This is a genomic window from Sphingopyxis yananensis, from assembly GCF_020687785.1.
GTDB lineage: Bacteria > Pseudomonadota > Alphaproteobacteria > Sphingomonadales > Sphingomonadaceae > Sphingopyxis > Sphingopyxis yananensis.
This window is the reverse complement of the sequence record NZ_JAJEWI010000010.1, coordinates 391,410-411,705: the sequence shown is the minus strand read 5'-3', so window position 1 is coordinate 411,705 and position 20,296 is coordinate 391,410. Positions and strand designations below refer to the sequence as shown.

At 58.1% G+C, this 20,296-nt stretch carries 15 protein-coding genes; 12 read left to right on the top strand and 3 right to left on the bottom strand.

Annotated features, from left to right (window positions below):
- Positions 1–141: 141 nt before the first annotated feature.
- From LKO31_RS13440 to LKO31_RS13420, 5 genes are all read left to right on the top strand, one after another.
- Positions 142–1,083 carry a tetratricopeptide repeat protein gene (locus tag LKO31_RS13440; RefSeq protein WP_320443503.1) on the top strand — a complete coding sequence of 314 codons (942 nt, stop codon included), beginning with the start codon at positions 142–144 and terminating at the stop codon, positions 1,081–1,083.
- Complete coding sequence (tilS, locus tag LKO31_RS13435; RefSeq protein ID WP_227691058.1) at positions 1,046–2,038, top strand: tRNA lysidine(34) synthetase TilS; 993 nt, start codon at positions 1,046–1,048, stop codon at positions 2,036–2,038. The genes LKO31_RS13440 and tilS overlap by 38 nt, the downstream gene beginning before the upstream one ends.
- A 101-nt stretch (positions 2,039–2,139) precedes the next feature.
- Positions 2,140–4,086: an ATP-dependent zinc metalloprotease FtsH gene (gene ftsH, locus LKO31_RS13430; protein ID WP_227691057.1), complete on the top strand. Its 1,947-nt coding sequence runs from the start codon at positions 2,140–2,142 to the stop codon at positions 4,084–4,086.
- Positions 4,087–4,089: 3 nt separating this feature from the next.
- Positions 4,090–4,545 (top strand): hypothetical protein, encoded by a 456-nt coding sequence (locus LKO31_RS13425; protein ID WP_227691056.1) that lies wholly within the window; start codon positions 4,090–4,092, stop codon positions 4,543–4,545.
- 14 nt (positions 4,546–4,559) lie between these two features.
- Complete coding sequence (locus LKO31_RS13420) at positions 4,560–5,195, top strand: DUF3800 domain-containing protein (protein ID WP_227691055.1); 636 nt, start codon at positions 4,560–4,562, stop codon at positions 5,193–5,195.
- 98 nt (positions 5,196–5,293) lie between these two features.
- On the opposite strand, the gene rpoZ is transcribed toward LKO31_RS13420, so the two are convergent.
- Complete coding sequence (rpoZ, locus tag LKO31_RS13415) at positions 5,294–5,638, bottom strand: DNA-directed RNA polymerase subunit omega (protein WP_227691054.1); 345 nt, start codon at positions 5,636–5,638, stop codon at positions 5,294–5,296.
- Between the two features lie 190 nt (positions 5,639–5,828).
- Between rpoZ and LKO31_RS13410 the strand changes: the two genes are divergently transcribed.
- Positions 5,829–7,073, top strand: a complete 1,245-nt coding sequence (locus LKO31_RS13410; protein ID WP_227691053.1) for a phospholipase D-like domain-containing protein — start codon at positions 5,829–5,831, stop codon at positions 7,071–7,073.
- 21 nt (positions 7,074–7,094) lie between these two features.
- Here the strand turns inward: LKO31_RS13410 and LKO31_RS13405 are convergent, their stop codons facing one another.
- Positions 7,095–7,733 (bottom strand): class I SAM-dependent methyltransferase, encoded by a 639-nt coding sequence (locus LKO31_RS13405; RefSeq protein WP_227691052.1) that lies wholly within the window; start codon positions 7,731–7,733, stop codon positions 7,095–7,097.
- Positions 7,734–7,880: 147 nt separating this feature from the next.
- Between LKO31_RS13405 and LKO31_RS13400 the strand changes: the two genes are divergently transcribed.
- Positions 7,881–9,209, top strand: a complete 1,329-nt coding sequence (locus tag LKO31_RS13400; protein ID WP_227691051.1) for an MFS transporter — start codon at positions 7,881–7,883, stop codon at positions 9,207–9,209.
- A 98-nt stretch (positions 9,210–9,307) separates the two neighbouring features.
- Here the strand turns inward: LKO31_RS13400 and LKO31_RS13395 are convergent, their stop codons facing one another.
- Positions 9,308–11,626 carry a CDC48 family AAA ATPase gene (locus tag LKO31_RS13395; protein ID WP_227691050.1) on the bottom strand — a complete coding sequence of 773 codons (2,319 nt, stop codon included), beginning with the start codon at positions 11,624–11,626 and terminating at the stop codon, positions 9,308–9,310.
- Positions 11,627–11,811: 185 nt separating this feature from the next.
- On the opposite strand from LKO31_RS13395, the gene LKO31_RS13390 reads away from it, so the two are divergent.
- The 5 genes from LKO31_RS13390 (at position 11,812) to LKO31_RS13370 (ending at position 20,277) form a co-directional block, all read left to right on the top strand.
- A complete protein-coding gene (locus LKO31_RS13390) occupies positions 11,812–12,690 on the top strand; it encodes a LysR substrate-binding domain-containing protein (RefSeq protein WP_227691049.1) in 879 nt (292 codons plus the stop codon).
- A 123-nt stretch (positions 12,691–12,813) separates the two neighbouring features.
- Entirely contained in the window at positions 12,814–16,017 is a 3,204-nt protein-coding gene (locus tag LKO31_RS13385; RefSeq protein ID WP_227691048.1) for an autotransporter domain-containing protein, read from the top strand.
- Between the two features lie 270 nt (positions 16,018–16,287).
- Positions 16,288–16,812, top strand: a complete 525-nt coding sequence (locus LKO31_RS13380) for an RNA polymerase sigma factor (protein WP_227691047.1) — start codon at positions 16,288–16,290, stop codon at positions 16,810–16,812.
- On the top strand, positions 16,799–17,794 hold the full coding sequence (locus tag LKO31_RS13375) for a FecR family protein (protein ID WP_227691046.1): 996 nt from the start codon (positions 16,799–16,801) through the stop codon (positions 17,792–17,794). Before LKO31_RS13380 ends, LKO31_RS13375 begins: the two co-directional genes overlap by 14 nt.
- On the top strand, positions 17,776–20,277 hold the full coding sequence (locus tag LKO31_RS13370; protein WP_227691045.1) for a TonB-dependent receptor domain-containing protein: 2,502 nt from the start codon (positions 17,776–17,778) through the stop codon (positions 20,275–20,277). The genes LKO31_RS13375 and LKO31_RS13370 overlap by 19 nt, the downstream gene beginning before the upstream one ends.
- Positions 20,278–20,296 lie beyond the last annotated feature (19 nt).

Here is a 20,296-nt window from a genome sequence, read left to right as displayed (position 1 = left end):
GATGCTGGCGCCCTGCGCGCCTCACCCCATTAAAAACCGCTGGTCCGTTTGCCGGACAGGCCGAATTGGATTTGCACTCTTGCGCCCTGCGGTCCTATGATCTGTCCATATCACTTTACCATATTGGGGGCCTCACGGCACATGATGAAGCAAGCTGTTCTTTTCCTTGGCACCGCTATGGTGGCTCTGTCGGTCGTTTCGGCACCGACCGTCCTTGCCCAATCCAACACGGTCGAAAAGCGCGTCGAAAAATTGGAAAGAGAAATGCGCGCGGTTCAGCGCACCGTTTTCCCTGGTGGCAGCCCCACTTTTTTTGAAGGCGAGATCAGCCCCAGCAACAACGCCGTTCCGCCCCGTGCCACCACGGGTGCAGACACACCGGTCATTCAGTTGACCAGCCGCGTTGACGCCCTTGAAGCACAGCTTCAGGCCCTGACCGGCCAAAGTGAGCAAAATGCTTTTAAAATACGCGAATTAGAGGCAGCCTTTAACGCGTATAAGGCCCAAGCAGAGGCGCGCGCCGCCGCCGCACCCAGCGTATCAAGCGAAGTCAGCGGCCTAGTCCCGCCGCCGGTAACCCGCACGCAAACCACGCCCGCCACATCGCCCACCAAGCCAAGCACAGCCACGACCAGCGGCGGCGCGGATGCCGCTCGCTTGGCCCGCGTTCGTCAAATTGACGTCCCAGCCACAGGCAATGATGTCGAGGATGGATATAATTATGGCTACCGTTTGTGGGAGGCCAAATTATATCCCGAAGCGCAAAGCCAGCTCAAGGAAGTGGTAACCAAATGGCCCAACCACCGCCTCGCCAGCTTTGCCCAAAATTTGCTGGGCCGCGCCTATTTGGACGAAGGCAAACCCAGCCTTGCTGCGGTCGCTTTCTATAATAATTACAAGGACCGGCCCGATGGCGCGCGCGCGCCGCACAGCCTGATGTATATGGGCGTGTCCCTGACCAATTTGGGCCGCAAGGCCGATGCTTGCAAAGCCTTTGCGGAATTGCAGGATGTATATGGCAGCAGAATGCCACAGGATGTTCGCAATGATGCAAACGCCGCCAAATCAAAAGCAGGCTGTTGACAGCCACCGCCTAGAACGACTGGCCGCCGGTTTGAAACTGGCGGTTGGTTCTGGCTGGCAAAACAAACGCTATGGCGTGGCCGTGTCGGGCGGGCCGGATTCCATGGCACTGACATGGCTGATGGCCAATTTGCTGCCTGAAAATATGGCGGCGGCGACCGTCGACCATGGTTTTCGCAGCGCATCGGCAGAGGAAGCGCGCATGGTCGCGGGCTATTGCGCGCACGAACATATTAATCACCAAATCCTCTGCCCAGCTATGCCCATCACCGGCTCGCTTCAGGCCGCCGCCCGCGCCGAGCGCTATCGCTTGCTCGACCAATGGCGGCGTGATCATGGGCTGGACTATATTTTGACGGCCCATCATGCAGATGATCAGCTAGAAACGCTGTTTATGCGCCTCAATCGGTCCAGCGGGGTTGCGGGCCTCGCGGGTGTCCGGCGCAAAAATGGCCGTGTTGTAAGGCCCTTGCTGCAATGGCGGCGCGCGGAATTGCTCGCCGTCGTACTCGAGGAAGATATTCCATTCATCGAAGATCCGTCGAACAGCGACCAACGCTTTGACCGTGCCCGCCTGCGCCATGCCTTGGCAGGGCAGCATCTCATCGATGCCGAAGCCGCCGCACGCTCCGCTGGCTATTTGGCGGATGCCGAGGACGCGGTGGAATGGGCGGTCGAACAAGCATTGGCCGCCTGGCCGACCAGCGATGGCCCCAATATTATTCGCGATCAAAATTATCCGGACGAACTGTTTCGCCGCATCATCTTGCGCCGCCTGCGGCACCACCGCCCCGACTTAACGGTACGTGCGGCGACGCTTGATTCGCTGATTTCGGCCATGAGAGCGGGTCGCCGCGCGATGGTGGGCGACTTATTGATCGACCGCCAACCCCGTTCAGACGCAATCTGGCTTATTTCCGCCGCCCCACGTCGAAATGCTCATAAAAACGCCTAATGGGCGCATTGTTATTTAACCACGCCCCCCTATCTTGTAAGCAAGACTAATTTAGGCGTGATTTTTTCATCGCCCGTGACGATATTTTGGAAAGATTCTGCATGCAGGATGACAAGGAACCTCAGGCCAACCCCTGGATGAAAAGCGTGATGGTATGGAGCGGCATTTTGCTGGCCATGTTCCTCGTCGCGTCGCTTTTCGGCGGAAACCCGCAAAGCGCGGGCACCACGCTGGCCTATTCCGAATTCCGCGCCAAGGTCGAAGAAGGTTCGGTCAAGGAAGCCATGCTGTCGGAAAATCGCGTCACTGGCACCTTGTCCAACGGCGATCGCTTTACCGCCAATGTGGTCAACGACCCGCAATTGCTCAGCCTGCTCAATGAACATGGCGTGAAATATGACGGCAAGCCGGAAGAACAGCCCAATTTCTGGATGTATCTGTTGGTACAATCGCTGCCTTTCCTGCTGATCATGGCCGTTGGTTTCTTCGTTTTCCGTCAAGTTCAAAAGAACAGCGGCGGCGGCGGCGCGATGGGCTTTGGCAAATCACGCGCCAAAATGCTGACCCAAAAAGAAGGCCGCATTACCTTTGATGATGTCGCTGGCATCGACGAAGCCCGCGAAGAACTTGAGGAAATCGTCGAATTCCTCAAGGATCCAACGAAATTTTCGCGCCTTGGCGGTCAAATTCCCAAGGGCGCTTTGCTGGTCGGTTCGCCCGGCACCGGTAAAACCTTGTTGGCCCGCGCCATTGCGGGCGAAGCTGGCGTGCCATTCTTCACCATTTCCGGGTCCGACTTTGTCGAAATGTTCGTTGGCGTTGGCGCCAGCCGCGTGCGCGACATGTTTGAACAAGCCAAGCGCAACGCGCCGTGCATCGTCTTCATCGACGAAATCGACGCGGTGGGCCGCCATCGCGGTGCCGGCCTTGGCAATGGCAATGACGAACGCGAACAGACGCTCAACCAATTGCTGGTGGAAATGGACGGGTTCGAAGCCAATGAAGGCATTATCATTGTCGCGGCAACCAACCGCCCCGACGTGCTAGACCCTGCTTTGCTGCGTCCGGGCCGTTTCGACCGTCAGGTCGTCGTGCCCCGCCCCGACATTGAAGGCCGCCTGAAAATCTTGGAAGTTCACACCAAGAAAAAGCCGCTGGCGCCCGACGTCGACCTGCGCCGCGTTGCACGCGGAACCCCCGGCTTTTCGGGCGCGGATTTGGCGAACCTCGCCAACGAAGCTGCCTTGCTGGCCGCCCGCAAGGGCAAGCGCCTGATCGCTTCCAATGAATTTGAAGAAGCCAAGGACAAGGTCATGATGGGCGCGGAACGCCGCTCTATGGCGATGACCGAGGATGAGAAAAAGGCCACCGCTTATCACGAAGCTGGCCATGCTCTCGTGTCCATTCATGTCGAACATAATGACCCGCTGCACAAGGTCACGATCATTCCGCGTGGCCGCGCTTTGGGCGTCACATGGAACCTGCCCGAACGCGATCGTTACTCCATGAGCATGAAGCAAATGAAGGCCCGTCTGGCCCTCTGCTTCGGTGGCCGTATCGCCGAACAGCTGATCTATGGGGAAGACGAACTGAACACCGGCGCGTCGAACGACATTCAGCAAGCCACGGATATGGCCCGTTCGATGGTTATGGAATATGGCATGTCGGAAAAGCTCGGCTGGCTGCGCTACCGCGACAATCAAGACGAAGTATTTTTGGGCCACAGCGTATCACGCGCCCAAAATATGTCCGAAGAAACAGCGCGTCTGATCGATGATGAGGTTCGCCGTATCGTCGAGGAAGGCGAAAACCGCGCTCGCCAAGTGCTGACCGACCATCTGGACCAGCTTCATCTGCTGGCTGGCGCTCTGCTGGAGTATGAAACCCTGTCGGGCGAAGAAAGCCGCCGCGTCATTGCGGGCGAAACCATCGACCGTGACGGAGACGGCGGCAAGCCTGTCCAGCCGCTCCAAGGCCATGCAGGCTCCCTGCCCCAAATCAAGCGCAAACCGCGTCCTTTTGGTGGCACTACCCCGCAAGGTGCCTAAGGCTTGGTAAATCCAACTCAGCTATCAAGGGGCGCGGCCAAATGGTTCGCGCCCCTTTTTTCGCGCCTTGTCCGGTCCACGCCCGTCGCATTGCTGACGATCATCGCTGGTGCCATGCTGCCCGCCCATGCATCCGCTGCGCCCAGCGGTAGTGTCGCCCATTTCCTCGCCCGCGCTGAACCGCTCATGCGCCTTGGCCCCTTAGCGCTGGCCAGCCCCGAAGCCAGCCACCTCAAGGCCGAGGTAATCCACGTCGCCCGCCTGTACAAAAGCCGCAATGATGCGATGCGGCGCAGCGGCGAACCGCGCAAAAGCTGTCCGCCCGCCAGCGGAGATATGGAACCGGATCAGTGGCTGGACCATCTGCGCAGCTATCCCGTCCAAATGCGCCCACACATCCGCCTATCGACAGCCTTTGAACAATTGATGGAAAAACATTTCCCTTGTCCGCCTGCCTAGGGCAGCTTGGCGGCATGACCATTTATTGTGACGAATCCGGCGGCTTAAACGCTGGTGCCATGACCTTTGCCGCTGTCATGCTGCCCCCCGAAAGCGCAGCCGCTATCCACGAAAGATTTCGCGGCGTGACCGGCCTTCGCGGCGAATTAAAAGGCAGCCGCATCGGTTTGGTAGAGCGCGCCTATCTGCTGGAATTATTCGACCGTGCCGGTGGCCGTGCATGGGTCGCCACGGCAGACAAAACCATGCTTCATCACATCAGCCAATCATCGGACCGTGGCCAAGACACCGTCAAAAAGCCCCGCAGCGATCTGGACCTTTATACGGCTCTGCTCAATGTCGCGATTGGCCGCTGGCTTCCGGAAACTGGCGGTGTTTGCACCGATGTGGTGATCGACGAAGGGCGATATGATCCGATCATCCTCGCCAATGTTCAGGCCGAAATTCAAGCGGGCCTCGGCCAATGGGGCCGTGCCAGCTTGGCGGACAGCAAGCGCAGCGACGGCGTACAAATCGCCGATGTGATCGCCAACAGCCTATATAATATGACCGCTGGTTCCGAACGTGCGCCGCGCATTCAGCGCATCTTGGACCCCATGCTCAACAGCCGCGCCATACGCATCGCGCCTTTAACGCCAGCGGATTTTTAACCGCCAGCTTTTAATCAGCACCAGCGCGCCTTTTGCGGGCACAATAAAAAGGGCCGTGATTTTCACCACGGCCCTTTTTGTTGAATATTCAATGCAGCTTATTCGAAATCCGCGCCGCTGCCTGCGGGGCTGCGCGGCGGGGCCGCTGCCGTCAAGCGCAAGGCTTCAGCCGAACGCGCAATCGAGCTGATTTCATCTGGCGTATCATCATCGTCCAGAACAACTTTTTGCATCGAACCGACCATGCTGTCTTGCAAGTCGTCCGGCGACACTGTCTGTTCCGCAATTTCACGCAAAGCCACGACAGGGTTTTTATCGCGGTCGCGATCTACGGTCAGTTCCGAACCACCCGAAATTTCACGAGCGCGGTGCGCAGACAGCAGGACCAAGTCGAAACGGTTGGAAACTTTGTCGACGCAATCCTCGACAGTAACGCGGGCCATATGAATTCCTTATGCGCGGGATATGCCATCCCCGAAAAAAGGGCACGGCGGCAAGCGCTGCGCGCTACCATCCCGTCGCCCAAATGTCAAGAAAAGCGACATCCGATCGAACATATAGCATAATCTATTCTGGTCATATTTGGGAAGCAAATTTGTTGCGACCATCCCCCGCTCGCCTATGATCAAACCCATGTCCGCTTCCTTTGCTGCTTCGGCCTCCTCTTTTCGCCCTGCGCCCATTTTGGCGACGGATATCGCTGGTCATCAAATCGAGGTCATCACCCGTGGCAGCGAACGTCTGTCGCGCTTGCTGACCCTGATCAACCAAGCCGAGCAAAGCCTATATTTAATCATGTATATCTATGCCGACGATGTCGCTGGTCGCCAAATTGGTGCCGCCATGGTCGCGGCCGCGCAACGCGGCGTGCGGGTACGCGCCGTAATCGACCGGTTCGGATCGTCTAATTTAAACGATGCTTTTTATGCCCCGCTACGGGATGCAGGCGGCGAGATTTGCTTTTTCTCTCGGCGCTGGTCGTCATCCTATCTGATCCGCAATCACCAAAAACTGATCCTGATCGATGGAAAAATTTGCGTCTCTGGCGGCTTCAACATCGCCGACAGCTATTTACAGGACGGTCATAGCAATGATTGGCTGGATCTTGGCCTGATTGTCCGCGGACCGTCGATCATTCGTATTCGCCGATGGTGCCGCTTATTGTTCATTTACAGCCGCGACCATGACGGCAAGATTTTGATATTACGAAAAATGATCAAACAATGGCCGATCAGCCGCGCCCCTGTCGCTTGGCTGGTTGGCGGACCAACCCAGCGCCTGTCCCCATGGGCGCGCACGTTGAAACGCGACATGGGCCGTGCGCGCCGCATCGACATGGCGATGGCCTATTTTTCGCCCGGGCATGGCATGTTACGCCGCTTGGGCCGCATCGCAAAATTTGGCAAAGCGCGCTTCATTATGTCCGGCAAAAGCGACAATGGCGCGACCATTGGCGCATCGCGCTTGGCCTATAGCCATTTGCTGAAACGCGGAGCGAGAATATCCGAATTTGGCGCGTGTCGCTTTCATATGAAATTGATCGTCATCGACGACATCACCTATATTGGCACAGCCAATTTCGACGTGCGCAGCCTATTTTTGAACGTCGAAATGATGCTGCGGGTGGCCGACGCGGGTTTTGCCGCCGATATGCGCCGCCTGATCCGCGAGGTTGACCAAGCTTCCGCCCCCATCACCTTGGCCGAGCATGTCAAACGGGCGAATATCTTCACCCGAATGCGCTGGGCCTTGGCGTGGCTGGTCGTCGGCGTGGTGGATTATACCGTGTCGCGCCGCCTGAATTTTGGCCTGCGCGACGACCCCGCCTTAACCGAGGTCCAAGAAAGCTATCGCACAGAGCGTCATATCGCCGACTGAGCCGCTCTCAATTGGACCTATTCAATCTTTCCAGCCCCAGAACAAAAAGCATGGCGGGACATTCCACCATTCAAAATCCTTATCGATGCGGCGAAAATGGGCGGCCAAATAATCCCGCGCCTTGGCCCGAAATTGATAAACCAAAAAGGCACCGCCCGGTCGCAGCGCCCGATGCGTGGCCGCCGCAATCGCTGGCCCTACCCCGTCCGGCAGGGTCGAAAATGGCAAGCCAGATAGGATATAGTCCGCCTGCTCATGGCCATGTTCCGCGATAATCGCTTCGACATCCGCCGCCGATCCATGCACCGCCGTAAAGCGGCTGTCGGAAATTTCTTGGTTCAAATATTCGATGAAATCGGCGTTGGTATCAATGGCAATCAGCTTTGCATCGCCTGATAAATGCTCCAACACAGGGCGGCAAAATGTGCCCACCCCCGGCCCATATTCCACGAATAATTTGGTGTTTTGCCAATCGACCGGAGCCAACATCCGCCGAATGAGCGCGGGCGACGACGGCACCACGCTGCCGACCATGACCGGATGTTTCACAAATCCGCGAATGAACATGCCCCATGGGCCCAAAATCCGCTTGGTCCGTGCGGTTACTCTCTTCAAGAAATCAGAACGTGATGGTTGAGTATGCGCATGCGGATTTGTCATAGTCGCTTTCGCTTTGCTTCCGTTACCCCAAGCGTGGCAAAATCCCGCCCAGCGCGCAACAAAAGAGTGTTCACAGATACTAGACACAACACCCCGACCCGCTATCGTGGTTCCATGCCCTAACAAAAACGAAAGAAAATATGGGGAATGACGGAGAGTAGCAGCAGCCTTCCCAAGGACCGCATGGCCGTTTTATTTTTGGTTATGTTGGTCGCCGCAGCGGGTAACACCGCCATGCAGTCTATCCTGCCAGCCATTGGAACCAAACTGAAAATCCCCGATGTGTGGGTCAGCTTGGCCTTTAGCTGGTCGGCGCTTTTGTGGGTCTTCACGGCCCCTTATTGGGCGCGCATGTCGGACCGGCGGGGCCGCAAGGCGTTGATGTCCCTTGGTATCTTTGGCTTCGTCAGTTCCATGTTGCTGTGCGGCCTCATTTTGTGGGTTGGCTTGTCCGGCTGGCTGGTGGCCAGCCTGACCTTTATTTTCTTCGCTTTATCGCGCAGTCTATATGGCGGCCTTGGTTCCGCCGCGCCGCCGGCGGTGCAAGCCTATGTCGCCGCCCGCACGGACCCCAGCGAACGAACACGGGCGCTGTCACTGGTATCTTCCTCCTTTGGCTTGGGCACCGTCATTGGTCCCGCGGTGGCTCCCTTTTTCATACTGCCAATTTTCGGTCTGGCTGGCCCGATGCTGATATTCGCGCTGCTCGGCGTCATCGTCCTCATTTTGCTTCACTGGCGCTTGCCCAATGACACGCCGCGCTTTGCGGCGCGCGGCAAGGTTGTTTCCTATCCCCTATCCGCGGGTCCGCCGGACCCCACGCAAGATGATCTGGACGACCGTCTGGATATCGACGACGTCGGACCAAATGCCCCGCGCTCATCCAAATTGCGGTGGCGGGACAAACGCATTGCGCCTTGGCTGGTCGCTGGCCTGCTTGGCGGTCAAGCACAGGCTATGCTGCTGGGTATGATCGGTTTTGTGATTCTTGACCGATTGCATTTGCGCGCCAACCCCGACGAAGGGGCCGCCTTGACCGGCATTGTTCTGATGGCTGGGGCCTTCGCAACCTTGCTGGCGCAATGGGGGCTGATCCCCCTGCTACAAATGTCCGCCCGAGCAGCGGTATTGTCTGGTGCATTGCTGGGCGGTGTTGGCGCATCGGCCTTGGCTTTCGCAAATGATCTCCATGCTATCGTGATGATTTTTGCGTTTACTTCGCTGGGCTTTGGCCTGTTTCGTCCCGGATTTACCGCTGGCATATCCTTGGCTGTCCCGCGCAGCGAACAAGGCCCCGTTGCGGGCATGACCGCGTCGATCAATGGATCTGCCTATATTATTTCACCCGCCATGGGCGTGTTGCTCTATAATTGGAATGAGGCAGTGGCATTTGGGTTGATGGCGCTATTTTGCTTTGCCCTCGTCATTTGGGGGGCATCCGCCCTGAAAATAGCGGACACCAGCAAAACAAGCTGACTGTCCGCCGCCCCGACTGCTGATCTCATAAAAAAGGGCCGCATCGTCAGCGGCCCTTTTCCTATCTAGCGATCCATTCTTTGCAATGCACAGCCAGCTTAATGTGGTTCATCATGCTTGCGTTCCCGCACCGGCTTCAACATGCCAGGCGCAAAGAAACCAATGGGGTCAACGCTCATCGCATTTTGCTTAATTTCGCCTTGGATTTTCTCATAATCCCGCTCCATCGCTTCCGTGACAGATGCCCGTGTATCCACCAACGCCGCTTCAAAATCCGCTGCGGTCACGACATCGCTGTCCATTGACCGCTTCAGCGCCGCTAATCCGGCGCGTCGCACCAAATCTTCCAAATCCGCGCCGGTAAAACGATCGGCCCTTGCCGCCAGATCATCCAAATTCACATCCGCGCCCAAGGGCATGTTTTTGGTGTGAATTTCCAAAATGCGCTTGCGCCCATCGGCAGTGGGGACCGAAACATAAATCAACTCATCCAATCGCCCCGGACGCAGCAAGGCTGGGTCAATCAAATTGGGCCGATTGGTCGCGCCAATGACGACAACCGACTGCATTTCTTCAATGCCGTCCATCTCCGCCAATATGGTGTTGACCACGCGTTCGGTGACTTGCGGCTCGCCCGACGCCCCTGAACCGCGCGCTGGCACCAGACTGTCTAACTCGTCGATAAAGATAATCGTCGGGGCCACGGCCCGCGCCCGCGCAAATAGACGCGCAATTTGCTGCTCGCTTTCACCATACCATTTCGACAGCAAATCGGATGATTTGATAGCGATAAAATTGGCATCGGCTTCGCGGGCCGCCGCCTTGGCTAACAAGGTTTTGCCGGTGCCCGGCGGGCCATATAACAAAAACCCCTTGGCCGGACGGATACCCAAACGGCGAAACGCTTCGGGGTGTTTCAAGGGCAATTCAATTCCCTCGATCATCTTGTCGCGTGCCGCGTCCAAGCCACCAATATCGCTCCACCGCGTATTGGGTGCTTGCACCATCACTTCGCGCATGGCGGAGGGTTGCACCCTTTTCAAGGCGTTCAGAAAATCGTCGCGGGTCACGCGCAACTCGTCCAGCACCTCTGGCGGAATGGTCCCTTCCTCCAAATTCAGCTTGGGCATGATACGGCGCACGGCATCAATCGCGGCTTCGCGGGTCAACGCCGCCATATCCGCGCCCACAAAACCAAAGGTTGTGCGCGCCAATTCGGCCAAGTCGACATCGGGTGCCAAGGGCATACCGCGTGTGTGAATACCCAAAATCTCGCGCCGTCCGCTTTCATCCGGCACCCCGATCACAATTTCGCGGTCAAAGCGGCCCGGACGGCGCAGCGCCTCGTCCAATGCATCTGGCCGATTGGTGGCGGCAATCACCACCAAATTGGTGCGAGGCTCCAACCCGTCCATTAACGTCAGCAATTGCGCGACGATGCGCTTTTCCGCCTCGCCCTGCACCTGTCCGCGCTTGGGCGCGATGCTATCGATTTCGTCGATGAACAAAATGGACGGGGCCGATTTGGCCGCTTGCTCAAAGATTTCCCGCAGTCGGCCTTCGCTCTCGCCATAGGCACTGCCCATGATTTCCGGCCCGTTGATCAGGAAAAATTGCGCATCGCTTTCATTGGCCACCGCACGGGCCAAGCGGGTTTTCCCCGTTCCCGGAGGCCCATGCAGCAACACGCCGCGCGGCGGATCGACGCCCAACCGCTGAAACAATTCAGGGTAGCGCAATGGTAGTTCGACCATTTCGCGCAATTGGTTGATCGTCTCACCCAATCCGCCCAAATCATCATAGGTCACATCGGTGCGGCGGCTGTCCTGCGGCTCTACATATTCGGGCAGCAACTCCACCTCGGTATTTTCGTCAATATAAACCACGCCCTTGGGGCTGGCGGCCACCACCATCAAGCGCACTTCGGCCAAGGCATAAGCGGGCGCATTCAGCATTTGGCGCAATTGCGGCGGCAAATCACCCGACGCCAGCTGCTGTTGCCCCGTGGTCGCCACCGCATCGCCCGCCACAAAAGGTCGGCCAAAAAAGCTGCGTTTCAGGGCCAAGGCCGATCCTTGCAGACGTAAATTTTCTTGAGCTGGCGCAAAGGTAACGCGCGCAGCGGGCCGTGCTTCCACCCGTTCCAACACCACATGATCGCCTGCACCGGCCCCCGCATTGGCGCGCTGAAGGCCATCAAGGCGAATAACCGCCAAGCCTTCATCCTCGGCATAAGGGGCCATGACGCGGGAAACCGTCAGTTTCTTGCCGCTAATCTGAATCACATCGCCTTCGGTCACGCCCAATTCAGCCATCACATCGCGCGGAATGCGGGCGATGCCACCGCCACTTTCTTCTGCCCGCGCACTGGCAACCTGTAATTTCACTTGACGTTCATTATTATTGTCGTCGGCCAAAATCTGCCTCCCACCAAAAAACTGAAGTGCCAATCACTTGTTAACAAAACAGATAGGAAGCGCCCCAGCATTTTGCGACCCCTTCCCCGTCATGCTAATTGTCTACAACGCAGCGGTCCCATATTCGTTACGCAAAAACTACAGGCTTGTTCTTTGCGACAAAGCCAGCATAAGCGGGAACCCTTATGGCAAGATTACCCCCGATCAGCAGCATGGAAGCATTTTTGGAAGTGGCCCGCCACGGCACGGTCAAGGCCGCCGCGACGGAATTGGGCCTGTCCATGCCGGCCTTGTCGCGCCGCATTCAAACGCTGGAACATGCGGTGGGCCGCCCCTTGTTCAACCGTCACCACCATGGCCTGACGTTGACAGAATCCGGCCGCAGCCTGCAAGAAAATCTCGCTCCGCTGTTGGATGAACTGCGCTCGGTCATCAAAAAAGTGGCCAGCCCCAATGCACAGGTTCGTCTGCGCCTGAACCTGCTGCCGCTCTTTGCCCAACAACGCTTATTCCCGCGTATGCCCGAACTGCGCGCCCTGCACCCCGAACTGCATATCGACATAGACACTATGTCACACGCCGAAGCACGGCTGGGTGATGGCATTGACGCTGCCATTGCGCTGGCCCGTCATATCGACCCCGCGCTTTATTCGGCGCGCCTTGATCAGGACAAAGTATTCCCCATCGCATCCAACAAATTGATGGATGGTGGACGCCCCATCACCGTGCCCGAACAATTGCAGCGGATGAACATATTGCTGCACCGCGAAATGCCGGACACCTTCAATGAATGGCGCAAGGCCATTGGCATGCCCTATCTGGAACCTGCCGGTACCGATTATTTCGACAGCGGCCCGTTGATCTTGGAAGCCGCAGCCCAAGGCTTGGGCGTCGCTTTTATGATGGGGCAACATCTGGACGACAGCCACGACCCGCGCCTGACCCGCCTGTTCGATTATGACGTCGACAGCCCCTATAGCTATTGGTTTGTGTGCAGGCCCCGCGCCTTGCGCCAACCCGCCGTCAAAATGTTTCACGACTGGCTATTATCCGCTAATATCTAGCCCTGTCCCGCTGTTCTTCGGCGTTATTTTAGCGAAATAAATTTTTCACCAAGGTTGAACGCGGGTGCCCCCGTCTTGTGAGCAAACTGGAATTTTCCCAATTTCGTTCACAAGGGGTAATCGATGCGTTCGACTTTATTGGCTTCTACCTGCCTTATCTCTCTGATGTCCGCTCCGGCCTTCGCCGAAACCAGCATCAGCACCGCCACGACAGCGCCGGTTACCACATCCACCATTAACGCTGGCGCGGCTGATGATCTGAAAATCACCAGCGCCGGTTCTATCAAGCCCACAGCAGGCACGGCTCTTACCATCAACAGCAACCATAAAGTCGTCAATGAAGGCACGATTGAAACCACCAATGTCGACGGTTCACGCGCTATTGTCGCCAATGATGGTGTGACCAGTGCTATCACCAATGGCACGACCGGCAAAATCAACCTGACCGAAAGCTATACCCCAACGGACACCGACAATGATGGCGATCTGGATGGTCCCTTTGCGGTTGGCAGCAACCGCGTCGGTATCGAAACCGTCGGCGCGTTTAACGGCAATATCACCAACAATGGCAGCATCACGATCAAGGGCAATGACAGCGCTGGCATTTTGGTCGGCGGCGCGTTGACCGGAAAATTTGTCAATGAAGGCACCATCTCTGTCACGGGCGACAATGCATTGGGCGTTGGCCTGAATGACGTCACGGGCAATGTCCGTCTGGCTGGTACGATCACCGCCACAGGCGAAAATGCAACGGCGGCCCGCCTGTCCGGCGACATCACGGGCGCATTGGAAGTGCAAGGCAATCTGACATCGACCGGCTATCGTTACACCACCGCCCCGACGGACCCCAGCAAGCTGGACAATGACGATCTGTTGGCTGGTGGCCCAGCCTTGTCGATCGAAGGCGATGTAACGGGCGGCATCATATTGGCGGTCCCACCCAAGACGGGCGACAGCAGCAGCACCGACAAAGACGCTGACGGCATCGAAGACAGCAAGGAAGGCAGCGCCAGCGTGCGCTCTTATGGCGAAGCACCGGCCATGCGCATTGGTTCGGATGACCGCGACGTCACCATCGGCGCCGTAGCGGGCACGGGAACCGGCCTTGGCGTGGTCATCGACGGCACGGTTGCGGGCCTTGGCGTTTATGCGGGCAAAAATGCCACCGGTCTGCAAATCGGCGGCATGGACGGCAATGTCACCATTGCAGGCGGTCTGGGTATCAGCGGCGGCGTGGGCGCCCAATCCAAGGATGCAGCAGCAACCGCCATTTTGATTGGCGACAACGCCAGCTTGCCCGAAATCCGCAACAGCGGAAAAATCGAAAGCGTCACTGGCGGAAAAACCGCCAGTTCGATTGCGACGGGCATTTTGGTGGACGAAGGGGCCAATCTTTCCACCATCAACAACAGCGGCAGCATCACCGCCAAAACAGGCGGCGACGCTGGCACCGCCGCAGCGATTGTGGACCGTTCGGGTACAGTCACCTCGGTCAGCAACAGCGGGCTGATCAGCGCGTCGGGCGCACCCAGCAGCTCTGGTCGCAACATCGCCATCGACCTCAGCGCCAACACCAGCGGCGCGACCGTCAGCCAAACCGCCGTTGCCAGCGACAAGACCGCGCCTTCGATCACCGGCGATGTCAAATTCGGCACCGGCAACGATATTTTCGACATTTTGGACGGCAGCGTCACGGGCAACGCCAGCTTTGGTGATGGCGACAATGCCTTGAAACTGAGCGGCGATGCCGTGATGACTGGCAACAGTAGCTTTGGCGCAGGCAATGACGCCGTCACCATCGGCGGCACGGCGCGTCAAATCGGCAATATCGACTTTGGCGGCGGCAACGACACGCTGTCCATCACCGGAACAGGCCTCTTTTCCGGCAGCCTGACCAACGCCGAAGGACTGGCGGCCAGCGTTGCTGGCGGCACGTTCAACGTCAAGGGCAATGCCAGCATCGCGTCGCTAAACGTCACCGGCGGGGGCACCTTGGGCGTCACCTTGGGCGGCGCATCGGACACCAACATCATCGTGTCGGGCAACGCCAGCTTTGCGGATAACAGCAAGCTGTTGCTGCAATTATCCAGCATCGAAGAAGGCGAAGGCCAGCACATCGTCCTGACTGCCGACAGCATCACCGGCGGCGACAAGCTAACCTCCAGTGCGGATATGCTGCCTTTCCTTTACAAGGGCACATTGACGCACAACGCCACGCAATTGATCGTCGACGTGGCACGCAAGGAAACCAGCGAACTGGGCCTCAACCGTTCAGAAAGCAGCGCCTTTGACGCGATCATCGACGCCGCAGCGAATGATGACATGGTAGAATCGACCATCTTGGGTCTGCGTGACGGCACATCTTTCCGCGCAAAATTGGGTCAAATGCTACCCGAACATGAAGGCGGCGTCTTTGAAACCGTCACCACCGGTTCGCGTGCCTTGGCCCGCGTCCTGCAAGACCCCAAGGCCCCCTATAAGGACGAGGGCAAATGGGGTTATTATGTCAGCCAGATCGTTTGGGGTTCCTCCAAAAATGTCGGCGATACGGCTGGCTATAAGGTCAGCGGCTGGGGCATTAGCCTCGGCGGCGAAATTCGCACCGACCTTGGCGATTTCGGCGGTTCGATCGCCTATCTCGCTGGCAAGGATGGCAATCGTGCCAACGCCAATGAAGTGACGTCGAACCAATGGGAAGGAGCGCTGCACTGGCGCTTGGCCAGCAATGGCTTCCAAGCCTTTGCCCGCGTTTCGGGCGCCCCCGTCAGCCTGAAGGGCACCCGTATCTTTGACGGCATCTCTGCCGGTATGGCGACGGAAAAAACCATCAAGGGCAAATGGGACGCCACCCTTTATTCCGCCGCGGGCGGCGTGTCCTATGACACCAAGCTTGGCGGCTTGACCTTGCGTCCCGCCGTGTCAGTCGATTATTATAAATTGTCCGAAGATGATTATCAGGAAAGCGGCGGCGGCGATGCCTTGGACCTCAAGGTGCTGGGCCGCGACAGCGACGAACTGGCCGTCAACGGCACCGTCACGCTGGGCATGAACTTTGGCGGCAGCGACGAATATGAAGGCTGGACCCGCTTCGAAGTCGAAGGTGGCCGTCGTCAAATCGTGGGCGGTGAATTGGGTCAAACCACAGCATCGTTCAAGGATGGCAATCCCTTCACGCTGACGCCCGCTGACCGCACTTCGGGTTGGATTGGCCGCGTGCGCGGCTTGGCTGGCAACAGCGCCTTCCAAGTCGGCGGCGAATTGTCGGCAGAGGAACAGCAAGGTCGCATGGCATGGGGTTTCCGTGCCAGCCTTCGCATGGGCCTCTAAGTCGATATGCAAGGCGCGCATGTTCTTGTAGCGGTTCCCCCCCCTCCGTTACGTCTGCGCGCCTTGCAAAGCAGGCTGTCGGCATGGCTACACCCCATGCCCAGCCGCCCCCCACGCACTGGCGCCATGTCTGGGCTGTTGCGTGGTGACGGTGCCACGTTATATATTCAAAAAGCATCGGGGCGTTTCGCGCTCCGGTTCTTGTATCGCCGCACCATGGGCTTCATGGCCCATCTTATCACCCAGATCGGATTAACCAGCGAAGGCTTTATGACTGACGCGCCCTCTGATCATCCGTCGCAGCCGAATATCACCAATATTCTGCTCAGCCAGCGAAGCCGGATTTTACATTTCCTTCGGCTGCGCGGCGCTGGTGATGCCGCCGAGGATGTCTATCAGGAACTGTGGATGCGTCTCAGCCACCGCGCGATGGACCAAATTGCCGACCCCGCATCCTATGTGATGCGCGCCGCCAATAATTTGATGCTGGACCGTTTCCGTTCCAATCGCCAGCGTGAATTGCGCGATGCCGCATGGCACGACCTGTCCGCCACCACCGAAGCCAGCGCCGAAAACCGCGTCATTGCCCGCCAACAATTGCAACGCATGAACGCCGCAATTCAGGCTGTCGGTTCCCGCCCCGCCCATATTTTCCGCCGCTTCCGATTGGACGGCATTCACCAAAAAGATATCGCCGCCGAACTGGGCATCAGCATCAGCACGGTCGAAGCGGATCTTCGCAAAATATATGCAGCCATTGCTGCGACAAGGAGGCAGTTTGATGCCCCACAATGACAGCACAGCCCGAACCACAACGGCCAGCAATTGGCTCATCCGCCAGCGCGACCCCGAATTTTCGGATTGGGACGCCTTTATCGCATGGCTAGAGGCCGACCCAGCCCATAACGCAATTTATGACGAATTGGCCTTGCTGGACAGCCGCTTGGACGACCTGCCCAACCATGGCTGCCCGTTTGACCCACCGCTTGGTTCAGAAATGGCATCGGCAAATGATGCCAACCCATATGGCGCCGCCAATGACGACAGCCGCCCACGCTGGTCTGCCTCGCGGCGCTGGTTTGGCGGCGCTATGGCGGCAGCCTTGATCGCGGCCATTGCCATTCCCAATGTTTCGCCCTTGCTGGACCGCGACGTGCGCCGCATTGAAACCGCCGCAGGGCAGCAAGAAAGCATCATGTTGGCGGATGGGTCGCGTATCGACATCAATGGCGACAGCGTGTTGGAACTAGTGGAAAACCGCCCACGCTATGCCCGCTTGACCAGCGGTGAAGCGATGTTCCATATCGTGCATCGGGACGATGATCCCTTTTTGGTCGAAACACATGGCGCGCATATCGTGGATTTGGGAACAGCCTTTAACGTAAAACGCCAAAATGGCGAAACCACGGTGGCCGTGTCCGAAGGTGTGGTCGTCTTTAATCCCAAAAGCGACAATGTAAAAATGCGCGCCGGTCAGGCCGTGGTGGCGGCCGACAATCGCCAAAACAGGCTGCGGGCGAAATCCGTGGACGTCGCCGCTGTGGGTGGTTGGCGGGATGGCTTGCTGGTCTATAATGGCGCGCCTTTGTCCCAAGTGGCGGCGGATTTGCACCGCACCACGGGCATGGACGTCAGTGTTTCCGTCGACGCGGCCGACATTGATTTTCGCGGCGCACTCAGCATTTCTACGGACAGCCAGCGGACCATTGAAGATCTGGCGGCGCTGTCCGGTACACGGGCGCTGAAACAAGGGCGTGGATGGATGTTGTCGCGCTGACCATCACCTTTCGCCTTGCTGCCACAATCATGCTGATGTCGCCTCTGGCGGCAGGGACGCTCTTCGCCCAAGAAACAAGGCAATTTCAGGTCGAAGGTGGTCCATTATCCACCTCGATTTCCAGCATTTCCCGCCAAGCCGCCATTAGCATCAGCGTCACCGATGCGCGGCTTTGGTCCTTGTCGGTTCGCCCCGTGTCCGGAAAAATGTCGGTTGAACAGGCGCTGCGCAAATGGCTGCAAGGCAGCGGTGCCCGCGCCATTCGTGTCACCAGCACCAGCTGGCGGATTATCCCCGCCCCCACCATGGCACGGCGTCCCCACCCGCCCCGCCGCATGACCAACGCCAGCGATGCACCCCGCCATGACGCGGCGATTGCGCCACCTGTCGAGGATATTGTGGTAACGGGAACCAAGGCGCAAATTCCTTATTCCCACTTCGCCGGAACCGCGACCCTGATCGATGCCGATGATATGGAATTTGGCCAAGAACGGGGCATGGACGCAATTATGCGCCATACGGCCAGCCTGTCGTCGACCCATTTTGGGTCTGGCCGAAACAAGCTGTTCATTCGCGGCATCGCAGACAGCAGCTTTACCGGCCCAACGCAAAGCACGGTGGGCCAATATTTGGGCGATTTGCGCCTCAGCTATAATGCCCCTGACCCCGACCTGCGCCTCTATGACCTTGATGGGGTTGAAGTGATCGAGGGACCGCAAGGCACGCTTTATGGTGCAGGGTCCATGGGCGGCATCATCCGCATGGTTCCGCGCGCCCCTGACGGCGACGCCATGGAAATACGCGCGATTGCTGGCGGCAGCATCACACAGCATGGCAAGCCCAGCGGGGACATCGCCGCCATCACCAATATCCCCCTGTCTGACCCCAACACGGGTCAAGGTCATGCGCTGCGCGCTGTCGGATATATGATGTCCGAGGGCGGCTATATTGACAATGACTTGCTCGGCCAACGGGACGTCAACCGGACCCATATTCGCGGCGGTCGCGCCACGCTGCGCTTGGTTCCCAGCGACCGTTTGCTCGTCGACATTGGCGGCATCTATCAGCATATCCGCGCCGACGACGCCCAATATGCCGATCGCGGCACCAACCTGCTAAGCCGCAGCAGCCCGATCACCCAAGGCTCCAACGCTCATTATGCCATGGCCAATTTGGTGCTGAGCCGCGAAATGGGCGATTATGAACTGCGCAGCAGCCACGGCTATGTCCAACATGATTTGGACGAACGCTTTGACGCCAGCGAGGACAGCCAGTCTCCAAAAGCTCTGAACCAATGGAATCGCACGCGTATGTGGGTCAGCGAAACCCGCCTGTCGCGCCCATTTTATGACAATTTAGGCTGGGTGATTGGTGCCAGCTTCATTCATAACCAAGCCCGCCAACAGCGCGAAACCGAAAGCAGGTCGTTGCGCGTGCCCGTCACCGGCGTTCGCAATGATGTCAACGAATGGACGGCCTTTGGCAATGTCACCTATGCCATCACGCCCGATCTGGTGGCATCCGGCGGGCTGCGGCTGTCACACAGCAAATTAAACGGCAGCGGCGAAGATATCACCCAGCCGGAATCCACGGCATCCCGCGCAATGACTGCCAGCCGCACCGAAACAGACTTGCTGCCCACTGCCTCGCTGATCCACATTATGGGGCCGGGCCTGCGCGTGTATATCAGTTACGCACAGGGGTTTCGGCCCGGCGGCCTTGCCATTGACCGTAGCTCTGTGCGGCGGTTCCGCCATGACCGCGTCGAAACATGGGAAGCAGGCGTGCGTTTCGGGGATTTGCTCATGCGCCCCATTGATGCCAGCCTGTCGATATCCCACAACCGCTGGCGCGACATTCAGGCCGACTTCATCGACGGCAATGGATTTCCCACCACGGCAAATATTGGCAATGGCCGTATCACCAGCCTATCCGCTTCACTTGCGGTGCGCGCGACGCCCCAACTGACGATGGAATTGTCCGGCATATATAACCACAGCCGCGTCGACACATTATCACCCGAAGCCAATGGCTTGCTCGTGCAAATGGCAGAGCGTCATGCGCAATCTTTGCCGCTGGGCGTGGCCCTAACCACCCCGCCGCCAATTTTCACCGACAATAGCCAACCCACCGACACCATGCGCATTCCCAATGTCGCCAGCCACAGCCTGCGCGCGGCCGTCACTTATGCCACCAATATGGGCGACCAAGATTTGCGCTTCAACGGCTGGGCGCAATATGTCGGCCCGTCCCATCTTGGCGTCGGCCCTGTCTTGGGGCAAAAACAGGGCAATTATGTCGATGGCGGCGTGGCCATGCGCTATGGCAATGAAAAGCGCGCTTTCACCGTCACATTGACCAACCCGCTGGATGCACGCGGCAATCGTTTTGCCCTTGGCACCCCCTTCCGCGACACCGATCGCGGATTTGTCACGCCGCTACGCCCACGTACGCTACGGATATCTGTTGAAATGGCCTATTAATCTGACGTGCCTGTCGCAA

Excerpts from the sequence above, each read along its gene's own strand:
- LKO31_RS13380 (WP_227691047.1), top strand. The coding sequence starts at position 16,288 with ATGACTGACGCGCCCTCTGATCATCCGTCGCAGCCGAATATCACCAAT.
- LKO31_RS13400 (WP_227691051.1), top strand. The coding sequence starts at position 7,881 with ATGACGGAGAGTAGCAGCAGCCTTCCCAAGGACCGCATGGCCGTTTTA.
- LKO31_RS13405 (WP_227691052.1), bottom strand. The coding sequence starts at position 7,733 with ATGACAAATCCGCATGCGCATACTCAACCATCACGTTCTGATTTCTTG.
- LKO31_RS13385 (WP_227691048.1), top strand. The coding sequence starts at position 12,814 with ATGCGTTCGACTTTATTGGCTTCTACCTGCCTTATCTCTCTGATGTCC.
- LKO31_RS13410 (WP_227691053.1), top strand. The coding sequence starts at position 5,829 with ATGTCCGCTTCCTTTGCTGCTTCGGCCTCCTCTTTTCGCCCTGCGCCC.
- rpoZ (WP_227691054.1), bottom strand. The coding sequence starts at position 5,638 with ATGGCCCGCGTTACTGTCGAGGATTGCGTCGACAAAGTTTCCAACCGT.
- LKO31_RS13370 (WP_227691045.1), top strand. The coding sequence starts at position 17,776 with ATGGATGTTGTCGCGCTGACCATCACCTTTCGCCTTGCTGCCACAATC.
- LKO31_RS13375 (WP_227691046.1), top strand. The coding sequence starts at position 16,799 with ATGCCCCACAATGACAGCACAGCCCGAACCACAACGGCCAGCAATTGG.
- LKO31_RS13420 (WP_227691055.1), top strand. The coding sequence starts at position 4,560 with ATGACCATTTATTGTGACGAATCCGGCGGCTTAAACGCTGGTGCCATG.
- LKO31_RS13390 (WP_227691049.1), top strand. The coding sequence starts at position 11,812 with ATGGCAAGATTACCCCCGATCAGCAGCATGGAAGCATTTTTGGAAGTG.
- LKO31_RS13440 (WP_320443503.1), top strand. The coding sequence starts at position 142 with ATGATGAAGCAAGCTGTTCTTTTCCTTGGCACCGCTATGGTGGCTCTG.
- tilS (WP_227691058.1), top strand. The coding sequence starts at position 1,046 with ATGATGCAAACGCCGCCAAATCAAAAGCAGGCTGTTGACAGCCACCGC.
- ftsH (WP_227691057.1), top strand. The coding sequence starts at position 2,140 with ATGCAGGATGACAAGGAACCTCAGGCCAACCCCTGGATGAAAAGCGTG.